General features: G+C 72.2%; 12 protein-coding genes and 1 riboswitch. Of the genes, 7 read left to right on the top strand and 5 right to left on the bottom strand.

What is annotated here, in order from left to right; genetic code table 11:
- The first annotated feature begins 104 nt into the window (after window positions 1-104).
- Window positions 105-306: riboswitch (cobalamin riboswitch) on the top strand.
- A 35-nt stretch (window positions 307-341) separates the two neighbouring features.
- The 3 genes from ACIA8D_RS32125 (at window position 342) to ACIA8D_RS32115 (ending at window position 3,246) form a co-directional block, all read left to right on the top strand.
- The gene (locus ACIA8D_RS32125) at window positions 342-1,400 is read left to right on the top strand and encodes an ABC transporter substrate-binding protein (RefSeq protein WP_399237673.1); all 1,059 of its coding nucleotides are present in this window, start codon (window positions 342-344) and stop codon (window positions 1,398-1,400) included.
- Between the two features lie 65 nt (window positions 1,401-1,465).
- Window positions 1,466-2,473, top strand: coding sequence for a FecCD family ABC transporter permease (locus tag ACIA8D_RS32120; protein WP_399237683.1), 1,008 nt, complete (start codon window positions 1,466-1,468; stop codon window positions 2,471-2,473).
- On the top strand, window positions 2,470-3,246 hold the full coding sequence (locus ACIA8D_RS32115) for an ABC transporter ATP-binding protein (protein WP_399237672.1): 777 nt from the start codon (window positions 2,470-2,472) through the stop codon (window positions 3,244-3,246). Before ACIA8D_RS32120 ends, ACIA8D_RS32115 begins: the two co-directional genes overlap by 4 nt.
- A gap of 1 nt (window position 3,247) precedes the next feature.
- Here ACIA8D_RS32115 and ACIA8D_RS32110 read toward each other — a convergent pair whose 3' ends face one another.
- Complete coding sequence (locus tag ACIA8D_RS32110; RefSeq protein WP_399237671.1) at window positions 3,248-3,868, bottom strand: L-threonylcarbamoyladenylate synthase; 621 nt, start codon at window positions 3,866-3,868, stop codon at window positions 3,248-3,250.
- 158 nt (window positions 3,869-4,026) lie between these two features.
- Between ACIA8D_RS32110 and ACIA8D_RS32105 the strand changes: the two genes are divergently transcribed.
- Complete coding sequence (locus ACIA8D_RS32105; RefSeq protein ID WP_399237670.1) at window positions 4,027-5,175, top strand: hypothetical protein; 1,149 nt, start codon at window positions 4,027-4,029, stop codon at window positions 5,173-5,175.
- Window positions 5,176-5,246: 71 nt separating this feature from the next.
- On the opposite strand, the gene ACIA8D_RS32100 is transcribed toward ACIA8D_RS32105, so the two are convergent.
- A complete protein-coding gene (locus tag ACIA8D_RS32100) occupies window positions 5,247-5,609 on the bottom strand; it encodes a hypothetical protein (RefSeq protein ID WP_399237669.1) in 363 nt (120 codons plus the stop codon).
- 74 nt (window positions 5,610-5,683) lie between these two features.
- On the opposite strand from ACIA8D_RS32100, the gene ACIA8D_RS32095 reads away from it, so the two are divergent.
- Together ACIA8D_RS32095 and ACIA8D_RS32090 are read left to right on the top strand one after the other, a co-directional pair.
- On the top strand, window positions 5,684-6,040 hold the full coding sequence (locus tag ACIA8D_RS32095) for a DUF779 domain-containing protein (protein WP_399237667.1): 357 nt from the start codon (window positions 5,684-5,686) through the stop codon (window positions 6,038-6,040).
- A 38-nt stretch (window positions 6,041-6,078) separates the two neighbouring features.
- The gene (locus ACIA8D_RS32090) at window positions 6,079-7,311 is read left to right on the top strand and encodes a phosphodiester glycosidase family protein (protein ID WP_399237665.1); all 1,233 of its coding nucleotides are present in this window, start codon (window positions 6,079-6,081) and stop codon (window positions 7,309-7,311) included.
- Window positions 7,312-7,393: 82 nt separating this feature from the next.
- Here ACIA8D_RS32090 and ACIA8D_RS32085 read toward each other — a convergent pair whose 3' ends face one another.
- The 3 genes from ACIA8D_RS32085 to ACIA8D_RS32075 form a co-directional block, all read right to left on the bottom strand.
- Complete coding sequence (locus ACIA8D_RS32085) at window positions 7,394-7,615, bottom strand: hypothetical protein (protein WP_399237663.1); 222 nt, start codon at window positions 7,613-7,615, stop codon at window positions 7,394-7,396.
- A gap of 162 nt (window positions 7,616-7,777) precedes the next feature.
- Complete coding sequence (locus ACIA8D_RS32080; protein ID WP_399237662.1) at window positions 7,778-7,972, bottom strand: hypothetical protein; 195 nt, start codon at window positions 7,970-7,972, stop codon at window positions 7,778-7,780.
- A 111-nt stretch (window positions 7,973-8,083) separates the two neighbouring features.
- Window positions 8,084-8,953, bottom strand: a complete 870-nt coding sequence (locus ACIA8D_RS32075; protein WP_399237661.1) for a phosphatidylinositol-specific phospholipase C/glycerophosphodiester phosphodiesterase family protein — start codon at window positions 8,951-8,953, stop codon at window positions 8,084-8,086.
- A 195-nt stretch (window positions 8,954-9,148) separates the two neighbouring features.
- Here ACIA8D_RS32075 and ACIA8D_RS32070 point away from each other — a divergent pair, with 195 nt between their 5' ends.
- A complete protein-coding gene (locus tag ACIA8D_RS32070) occupies window positions 9,149-9,901 on the top strand; it encodes an aminoglycoside adenylyltransferase family protein (RefSeq protein WP_399237659.1) in 753 nt (250 codons plus the stop codon).
- Window positions 9,902-9,903 lie beyond the last annotated feature (2 nt).

Raw genomic sequence — 9,903 nt, 5'->3', positions numbered from 1 at the left:
GGCGACGCGGAGCGTCGTCGACCGACGACAACGCCGCGAGCGTGCGTGCCAGGCCCCGCGAGCCCGGCCTGATCCAAACGACAGGCCCTAGCCGACGACCGACGTGATAGTTTCGCCGAGCCAGTCGTACCTTTGTGTGTTTTTCTACGCACACGGGTCAGGGAATCCGGTGCGAATCCGGAACTGACGCGCAGCGGTGAGGGTGACGGGCGGAGCCACTGCCACTGGGCCGGTACATCGGCCCGGGAAGGCGCTTCGCGCGGACGACCCCGAGTCCGAAGACCTGCTGGCGGCCTCCAGTGCCGCGTGGTGTGGGGGCGGACCGTAGGCCGGCTCCGCGTATGAGCCCTGGACGCGAAGGAACCTCCGTGCTGTTCGCACGTCAACTCCGCCGATGCGCCCCGCTGTTGGCACTCACCCTGCTGCTCACCGGGTGCGGCACGACCGCCGCGACCGAGGACGATGCCGCCGGTGGCGGTGGTGGTGTCACGCTCGACAACTGCGGCGAGAAGGTGCGGGTCGAGCACACCCCGCGCCGCGCCCTCGCCCTCGACCAGGGCTCCGCCGAGATCATGCTGTCGCTCGGTCTCCAGGACCGGATGGTCGGCACCGGCACCTGGACCGATCCGGTGCTCAAGAGCCTGGCGAAAGCCAATGGCAAGGTGCCACGCCTGGCCGACCGCTACCCGTCGTTCGAGAAGGTCCTCGGCACCGAACCGGACTTCGCGGCTGCCTCGTTCACGTACACCCTCGGCAAGGGCGGCGTGGCGCCGCGCGCGGAGTTCGAGAAGCTCGGCGTACCCACGTACCTCTCCCCCAGCGACTGTGCGGGCAAGGACAACGGCGGCGACGGGGACGGGGTACGGACCAAGGCTCTCGGGCTCGACGTGGTGTACGGCGAGATCCGAGACCTGGCGCGTGTCTTCGACGTCCCGGAGCGCGGAGAGAAGCTGGTCGGCAAGCTGAAGTCCCGTGTCCGTACGGCCACTTCGGGAGTCGACGCGCACGGCGTCGACGTCCTGTACTGGTTCGCGAGCTCCGACTCGCCCTATATGGCGGGCTGTTGCGGCGCGCCCGGCGTCGTCACCAAGGAGCTCGGGGCGAAGAACGTCTTCGACGACACGCGTGCGGAGTGGCCGCAGGTCAACTGGGAGACGGTCGCGGACCGCGATCCGGACGTGTTGGTCATCGGCGACCTGACGCGCCGCTCGCAGTCCGCCGAGTCGGCCGCGCAGAAGATCAAATTCCTTGAGTCCAATCCCGTCACCAAGCACATGACCGCGGTGAAGAAGAAGCGGTACGTGCGCCTGAGCGGGCAGGCCATGAACCCGACCATCCGCACGGTCGACGGCGTGGAGCGGGTGGCCGCGGGGCTGCGCGAGTTCGGGCTCGCCCGGTGACGGCTCGCACCGTCCCGGCTCCCGCGGCGACGGCGGCGTACGCGCACGCTCCGCCCCGCTTCACCCTGCGCGCCACGCTCGCCTGGGCGGTCGGCGTCGCCGCGCTGTGCGCCTCCGTCGCCTTCGCGATCACGATCGGTCCCGCGCAGATCCGGGTCGGCGACGTGTGGGCGACGGTCGGCGACCGGATCGGCCTGGCGACCTCGGACCTCTCGCCGATCCGCGACGGCATCGTATGGAACCTGCGGCTGCCGCGGACGCTGCTCGCCGCGGTGTGCGGGGCCGGGCTCGCGGTGTGCGGCACCGTGCTCCAGGCGCTGCTGCGCAATCCGCTCGCCGACCCGTTCGTGCTCGGTGTGTCGTCGGGCGCGTCGACCGGGGCCGTGCTCGTCGTCGTGCTCGGCCTCGGCGGGGGCGCCGTCTCGGTGTCCGGCGGCGCGTTCGCCGGCGCCGTCTGTTCGTTCGCCCTGGTGCTGGTGCTCAGTCACACGCTGGGCGGCAGCACGGACCGGGTGGTGCTGTGCGGGGTCGCGGCGATGCAGCTGTTCTCGGCGCTGACCTCGTTCGTGGTGCTGACCTCCGCCGACGCGGAGACGACGCGCGGCGTGCTGTTCTGGCTGCTCGGCTCGCTCAGCGGCGTCGGCTGGACCGAGGTGTGGCTGTGCCTGGCTGTGCTCGCCGTGGCGCTGGTGGTGTGTCTGGCGTACGGGCGCACGCTCGACGCGTTCGCCTTCGGCGCGGAGGCCGCGGCCGCCCTCGGCGTCCGGGTGGGCCGCACCCGGATCGTGCTGCTGTGCGTGACGGCGCTGCTCACGGCGGCGCTGGTGAGCGCGGCGGGGGCGATCGGCTTCGTCGGTCTGGTCCTGCCGCACGCCGCGCGCGCCCTGGTGGGTCCGGGGCACACCCGGCTGCTGCCGGTGACGGCGCTCGCGGGAGCGGTGTTCCTGGTGTGGGTGGACACGGTGGCGCGGACGGTGCTCGAACCGCAGGAGGTTCCGGTGGGTGTGGTGACCTCACTGATCGGTGTGCCGGCGTTCGTGCTGGTGCTCTACCGCGGGCGGGGTGTGCGATGACGGCGGGGCTGCGCGCGGAGCGCGTGTCGTGGTCGCCGGACGGCGCGCTGGTGCTCGACGGGGTGTCCGTGGCGCCCGAGCCCGGCACCGTCACCGGTGTCCTCGGCCCCAACGGCTCGGGCAAGTCGACCCTGCTGCGTCTGCTCGCCGGGGTGCTGGCCCCGTCCGCGGGCCTCGTCACCCTCGACGGCGACCCGCTCGCCTCGGTGGGCCGCAGACAGGCCGCGCGGCGCATCGCCATGGTGCAGCAACAGGCGGACGCCCAGGTCGAGTTGACGGTCGCCGACGTCGTACGGCTCGGCCGGGTCCCGCACCGCCGCGCCTGGCGGCCCGCGTCGGCGGCCGACGAGGCGGCGGTCCGGGACGCCCTGGAGCGCAGCGGACTCGCCGACCGGGCGCACCGCCTGTGGCACACCCTGTCCGGCGGCGAGCGCCAGCGCGTACAGATCGCTCGGGCCCTCGCGCAGGAGCCGCGCGAGCTGCTGCTCGACGAGCCGACGAACCACCTCGACATCCAGCACCAGCTCGAACTCCTCGACCTGATCGGCACGCTGGGCATCACGTCCGTCGTCGCCCTGCACGACCTGAACCTCGCCGCCACGTACTGCGCGCAGGTCGTCGTGCTGCGCGCGGGCCGGGTGGTGGCGGCCGGGGAGCCGGGCGAGGTCCTGACCGAGGAGCTGATCGCCGACGTGTACGGGGTGCGCGCCGAGGTCACCCGCCCCGGCGCCCGCCCGCACATCCGCTATCTGGGCACGACGGCGCCGCGCTGAGTCACTCGAAGCGTTCGGCGTCCCCGGCCCCGCGGCGCACGATCTCGGCCTCGCCGCCGGAGAAGTCGATGACCGTGGTCGGCTCGGTGCCGCAGTCACCGGAGTCGACGACGGCGTCCACCTGGTGGTCGAGCCGCTCCTTGATCTCCCAGCCCTGGGTCAGCGGCTCCTCCTCGCCGGGCAGCAGCAGTGTGCTGGACAGCAGCGGCTCGCCGAGCTCGGCGAGCAGGGCCTGTGTCACCACATGGTCGGGGATGCGGACGCCGACGGTCTTCTTCTTGGGGTGCTGCAGCTGCCGCGGCACCTCACGCGTCGCGGGCAGGATGAAGGTGTAACTGCCGGGCGTGGCGGCCTTGATGGCACGGAACACGTCGTTGTCGATGTGGACGAACTTGCCCAGCTGGGCGAAGTCCTGGCAGACGAGCGTGAAGTGGTGCCGGTCGTCGAGCTGCCGGATGGTGCGGATCCGGTCGACCCCGGCCCGGTTGCCGAGCCGGCAGCCGAGCGCGTAGCAGGAGTCCGTGGGGTAGGCGACGAGCGCGCTGTCGCGGATGCCGTCGGCGATCGCGGAGATCAGGCGCGCTTGCGGGTTTGCTGGGTGCACGTCGAAGTACCTGGCCATTCGGCGAGCGTACGGGATCGGACACGCCACGCCGGGGTACACGGAGGGCGAATCGGGCACTCACGCGCGACAATCCCGACACCGGCCCACCCTGCCCTGGCCACGGCGCGTCCGCGGACCCATACTGGTCGCGCCCCGATCACTCACAGAACGACTCCATGGCGAAGAAGAACTCAACCCCGACACCCGTCCCCGACACCGTGTGGCTCGGACGCGGACGCCACCTCGGGCCCGAGCCCGAACGCGACGTCCGGCGCAACCTGATCGCCCTCAAGGCGGCGGGTGTGCTCGACGACTTCCTCGACCTCGATCCCGAGGACGCGGCGCGCTCCACGGTGCTGCACCCGCGCGACCCGGAGGCCGGGCCAGGCCCCGGCGCCCGCCGGGTGTTCGAGGCACGCTGGCGCGTGTCCGACAACGTCACCGTGCGCGGCCAGCTCACGACGTACGAGCCGGACGCCCGCACCAAGGGCTCCGAGGGCGTCACCTGGGTCCTCGCCGCCGAGGCGGAGCGGGCCTGGGAGCTGTCCTGGCCGTCACCCGCCCCGATGTTCTGGCCGGACAGCGAGCGGGTGCCGTGGGACCACGACACTGTGGCGGGCCTGCGCCTGCGGGCGCCGAACCATCTGCCCAAGGACGACGACTCGCTGCGCCGTCTCCTCAAGGACTGCTCGCGCTCGAGCTGGTACCTGCATGTCGTCGTCCACGAGGCGATGACACCGGACGCCCAGGGGCAGCGGTCGCTGACGCGGTTCCTGCCGCCGAGCCTGCAGCACCGGGTGATCGAGCACCGGGCGACGCCGGACCAGGCGCAGATCGTGGACTTCGGGCTGCGCAAGGACTTCAAGGCGGGGATGCCGCGCGGCGGCGCCGTCGTACTGCCGACCACGCCGCCGCACCCGGACTACGCGGCGGACCGTTTCACCGTGCGCAGCGTGTTCCTCGACGGCAGCGAGCCGACGGAACTCCTGGACCGGATCCGGGAGTTCACCGCGTTCCCGCGGCCGCTGACCGAGGAGGCGCAGCAGGCCCTCACCCGGCTGCGGGACGGCTGGCATCTGCTCACGTCCGACGAGGAGCTGACACACGCCCAGGACATGGTCACCAAGTACGCCGAGGCGCTCGATGCGATGACCAGGTCCCGGGACAGCTACCGGGAGGCGGCCGAAGCGGCACGGGCCGCGCTGGCGGAGGCGCCGCGCGCGGAGAGCCCGTCGCACGCGCCGATGGACCCGGACGCCAAGGACGCCTCACCGTTCGGCACGCTCGGCAAGGCGTTCGGACGCTTCCGCGGGCCCCACAAGTAGGCGCGGCGGAACTCACTGGTTCACGAACAGGGCGTTCGGGCGCCCGCCGCACGAGCGGGCGCCCGAACCGCTCACTCCTCCTCCGCCTCCTGGGCTCCCGGATCGGACATCCGCAGCGCGATCTCCTGCAGCAGCTCGCTGGAGTTGACGTCCATGCGGCCCTCGTCGTGGACCTTGGCGAGCTGCGTGAAGAGGAACGCGAACGCCTCCACGAGCGACACACTCGCCGGCATCAGCGCGGCGATGGTCAGTTCGGCCGCCTCCTCCGCACTGGCCCCCGACGGGATCTCGATGGTCGGGAACACCTCCGACACGAGCCGCCCCAGCTGCGTCAGGTCGGTGTCCAGTGCCTCGCCGTCGCTGAGCCTGCGCACCATCTCGTGCGTCTCGGTGAGCACGCCGATGGCCCGCAGAATGATCTCCCTCTGTTCCATGTGCGGAGCTTATGCCGGGGCCCGCGTCGCGCGTGCAACGTGGTCGCAACGTCCCACCCCTTTGACTGTTCGGCATGACCGACGTACCCCGCGTGGAGCTGACGGACGCGGCCGCCGAGCTGGTGCGGCGGCTGCGCGAGGACCACGGTCCGCTGATGTTCCACCAGTCCGGCGGCTGCTGCGACGGCAGCGCGCCGATGTGCTACCTGGCGGGCGAGTTCCGCACGGGAGCCTCCGACGTGCTCCTGGCCGATCTCGCGGTGGCGGGGGTGGCGGAGCCGGTGTCGTTCTGGATGTCCAAGAGCCAGTACGAGGTGTGGAGCCATACACGGCTCATCGTCGACGTCGTCGAGGGACGCGGCAGCGGCTTCTCCCTGGAGGCACCCGAAGGCGTACGTTTCCTGATCCGTTCGCGCCTGGTCGCTACGTAGCCATCGACGCGCGACCCCTCGTCTGCTGAACTCCCCGCATGCAGAAGCGAGTTGGCAAGAGAGGCAGAAGAGCCCTTGCGGCCCTCGGGGTCGCGTCGATGCTGGCCGGTGCCGCCCTGTCGGGTGCGGTACCGGCCGGCGCCACTTCGGGCGAGCGGGTCGCCCCGGGCGTCACGTACACGGAGTTCGACGTCCCCGCCGCCAAGGGCACCGCGCACGCCCATGTCCTCACCGTCGATCTGACCGACCCGCGCGTGCGGGTCGACCTGCTGCACCCCGGCGCGGTCGGGGCCCGTGCCAGCGTCTCCGCGATGTCCGACGCGGCCGGCGCCGTCGGCGGGGTCAACGGGGACTTCTTCAACATCACCGAGAGCCAGCATCCGGGCGTCGAGGTCACCGGCGCCTCCGTCGGCCCGGCCATCGCGGGCGGGCACACGCTCAAGGCGGCCGTGCCGAACGGTCAGCGCTTCGGCCCGGCGCTGCCGCCGGGCACCTCCACCCGCGACGTCCTCGGCGTCGGGGTCGACCGGCGGGCCCGCCTGGACACCCTGGACCTCGACGGCTCGGTCCGCACCCCGCACGACCGGCTGCCGCTGGGCGGGCTCAACCAGTACGCCCTGCCGGTCGGCTCAGTGGGGGCGTTCACGTCCGACTGGGGCATCGTGTCGCGGGTGCGGGCGACCTGTGGCACGGACACCCAGCGGGCGGCTCCGTGCAGCACGGACACGTACGAGGTGACCGTGCGGCGCGGGCGGGTCGTCTCGTCGGCGGACACGCCCGGCAGCGGGCCGATCGCGGCGGGCTCCACGGTTCTGGTCGGCAGGGAGGCCGGGGCGCAGTGGCTGCGCAAGCTGTCAACGGGCGACCCGGTCACGGTCCACCACCGGCTCGTCGCCGCGCGCTCGCACGTCCCGTACCGCTTCGCGGTGGGCGGCTATCCGGTGTTGCGCGACGGCGCGCCGCTGCCCGGTCTGGACGCGGCGACATCGGCGGTGCGCACGGCGGCGGGCATCGGGGACGGTGGCCGTCGGCTGATCCTGATGGCCCTGGACGGCGCCCCGGCCTACCGCACCGGCATGTCGATGGCCGAAGTCGCCGCCACGATGCGGTCGTTGGGGTCTGCCGACGCGTTCAGCCTGGACGGCGGCGGTTCGTCAACCCTTGTGGCGCGCGCACCCGGCGCGCCTTCGGTGTCGGTCCGCAATCACCCCAGCGACCCGCCGGAGCGGGCGGTGGCGAACGGGATCGGAGTGTTCTCGGGCGCGAAGTAGCGCCGCCGGGGCGTCACGACGACCGGCCGCCCGGACGGAGCCGTGGGGCTCGTCCGGGCGGCCGGGTGACCGTGCGGGCGGGTCAGTCGTAGTAGTGAACCCGCTTCATGCCGGAGTCGTCCGAGCCGATGTAGAACTCGGCGCGGTCGTTGTCGCCGTCGACGTAGTCGTCGAGGTTGTTGAAGGTCCAGCAGCCGCCGCTGTTGGCCTCGGCCACCAGCTTCGCGTCGTACTTCTCCGCGTCCTGCTCGTACAGGTGGTAGGTCGCCTTCTGGCTGCTGGAGGTGGTGATGCAGGCCTTCAACGAGCCGCCGCCGGAGTGACCGCGACGCCGGCGGCCTGGCGCGGATCGAACTTCTTCATACTTCTCCCCGTGAAACGGAACGTTGACGTTCCCGATCACCGTCTCAAACGGTCCGGGGATGCGTCCAGAAGAGTCAATTCCGGGGCGTGCCCCGCGGGTTGTCTACGGGTTGAGGTTACTGACCAGGGTGGCGGTGGAGTTGATCCCGTCATGGATGGTGGGCGCCGCGTCGGTGCCCGCGAGCAGGAAGCCGAGCAGAACGCACACGAGCGCGTGCGAGAGCTTCATGGCGCCGTTGCGCAGGAAGATCACCGCGACGATGAGCAGCAACACCACGACGGAAATGGACAGAGACATCGCCGAACCTCCTCCGCCACGTCAACACCGTGGCTATCGGCCGCAAGTGTGACGCAGCGGAGGGCGCCGACCGGGGCATGACCTGTCCCCCGAACGGGTGTTAACCCGGGGTCACCGGCCGGAACTCTTGTCGTGGGCCTCCAGGAAGGTGCGAAGGCCCGCGAGGTCGTCGGTGTTGAGGTGGTCGACGTCGGCGGCGATCAACTCGGCCCACACGGCGTCCCGTTCCGGCCCGGCGACATCGGGCGTCGCCCAGAAGCGGACGCGCTGACCGCGCTTGTGCGCGGCGCCGACGATGCCGCGCAGCTTGTCGCGCTCGGCCGCGAGCATGGGGCCGCTGCCCAGCCACGTGAAGTTGTTGGCCCAGTTGTCGCTGATGAGCGGGACGAACGAGGCGGGCGCCGCGCTGCCGAGGTCGGCGAGGCGGCCGTCGTAGAAGGCGCTGCGCCTGGTCTGCGCCTCCATCGGCGGGCGGGCGGCCCGGTCCCCGGAGACGACGACGGTGACGGCGCCGGTGTGCACGCGCCCGCGGTCGTACGTGGTGAGGAGGCGGCCGTGGCGGCGCAATTGGCGGTCGAGTTCCTGGTACGTCGCCGCGCCGTCGGTCTTGATGTCGACGAGGAGCTGCAGCGGCGTGCGCCAACCCCGGTACACCGATCCGTGGTTGGCCCGCACACGGGCGGCGAGCGGGTCGAGGTAGAGCGACGCCAGGGTGCGCGTGGGGTCGAGGTCGACGGGGTCGTGGGCGACGAGGAGGTCGCCGTTGACGAGGTAGATGTCGGCCTCGACGCTGTTGAACCGCTGGTCGAGCGCGTCGAACAGAGGGCGCGGGTGCTCGTAGTCGTTGTGGGCGTGGGCGCGCCGCAGGGGCGCGGGGCCGCGCTTGTGCCCGGCGGCCTGTGCCAGGCCGGGCGTGGTGACACCGACGGCTAGCGCGGCGGCGAGGGTGCCGAGGGCTCTGCGGCGGGTGGTCGGGGCCATGCGTGCCTCCCGTGGTGGGCCGGTGTGGGACACGGCGAGTATGCGGGGCACGGGTGGGCAACCGGCAGAGGTGGGGCGGGAGTTGGCGCGACTGGCACCCCCGGTTCACCGCGGCGCCACCACAACCCACTGGTCACGGCCGTGCATGATGGCGGGGACGGGCGAAGGATCGACGGAAAGCGAAGGAAGTCGGCCGTGCGCCAGGTGGAGTGCGTGGTGGAGGTGCTGCGCGAGGTGCTCGGCCCTGATCTGGTGGCCGCGTATCCGTACGGTTCGGCGGTCTGCGGCGGCCTGCGCCCGCACAGCGACGTGGACGTGTTCGCGGTGACCGGCGCCGCCACGACACCCGGTCAACGCGCACGCCTCGTCGCCGGACTCCTCGACCTGTCAGGGGCGGGCGCGGCGCGGGGCCAGGAGCACCCGGTGGAGCTGACGCTCGTACAACTCACCGATCTGCGGCCCTGGCGGTACCCGCCGGTGCGGGAGTTCCAGTACGGCGAGTGGCGGCGGGACGCGTACGAGCGCGAGTGGACGCCGGAGCCGGAGGTGGACGAGGACCTGGCGGCGCTGGTCACGATGGTGCGGCAGCGTGGTGTCGCCCTGGTCGGGCCGCCCGCCGCCGACCTGCTCGAAGCGGCGCCTGCGGCCGATGTCCGGCGCGCGACGGTGGCCGGGATCCCGGCGCTGCTCCACGAGTTGGAGATGGACACCCGCAATGTGGTCCTGACCCTGGCCCGCGTCTGGGCCACCCTCGCGACCGGCGAGATCCTGTCCAAGGACGCGGCGGCGGACTGGGCGCTGGCCCGGCTCCCGGAGCAGGACCGCGCGGTGCTCGCGCACGCCCGCGCCGTGTATCTGGGCGACGCCGAGGAGTCGTGGGACGGAGTGCGCCCCCGGCTGCGGCGCGCGACGCAGGCGCTGGTCACCGAGATCGAACAGGTTGCGTGACG

The sequence above is a fragment of the Streptomyces sp. NPDC051684 genome (assembly GCF_044453445.1).
In the GTDB taxonomy this organism is placed as follows: Bacteria; Actinomycetota; Actinomycetes; order Streptomycetales; family Streptomycetaceae; genus Streptomyces.
Note: the sequence above shows the minus strand (reverse complement) of the source record. Positions and strands in the feature narration are given on the sequence as shown.

Coding starts and splice junctions, on each gene's coding strand:
- ACIA8D_RS32125 (WP_399237673.1), top strand. CDS start 342: ATGAGCCCTGGACGCGAAGGAACCTCCGTGCTGTTCGCACGTCAACTC.
- ACIA8D_RS32115 (WP_399237672.1), top strand. CDS start 2,470: ATGACGGCGGGGCTGCGCGCGGAGCGCGTGTCGTGGTCGCCGGACGGC.
- ACIA8D_RS32110 (WP_399237671.1), bottom strand. CDS start 3,868: ATGGCCAGGTACTTCGACGTGCACCCAGCAAACCCGCAAGCGCGCCTG.
- ACIA8D_RS32105 (WP_399237670.1), top strand. CDS start 4,027: ATGGCGAAGAAGAACTCAACCCCGACACCCGTCCCCGACACCGTGTGG.
- ACIA8D_RS32100 (WP_399237669.1), bottom strand. CDS start 5,609: ATGGAACAGAGGGAGATCATTCTGCGGGCCATCGGCGTGCTCACCGAG.
- ACIA8D_RS32095 (WP_399237667.1), top strand. CDS start 5,684: ATGACCGACGTACCCCGCGTGGAGCTGACGGACGCGGCCGCCGAGCTG.
- ACIA8D_RS32090 (WP_399237665.1), top strand. CDS start 6,079: ATGCAGAAGCGAGTTGGCAAGAGAGGCAGAAGAGCCCTTGCGGCCCTC.
- ACIA8D_RS32080 (WP_399237662.1), bottom strand. CDS start 7,972: ATGTCTCTGTCCATTTCCGTCGTGGTGTTGCTGCTCATCGTCGCGGTG.
- ACIA8D_RS32075 (WP_399237661.1), bottom strand. CDS start 8,953: ATGGCCCCGACCACCCGCCGCAGAGCCCTCGGCACCCTCGCCGCCGCG.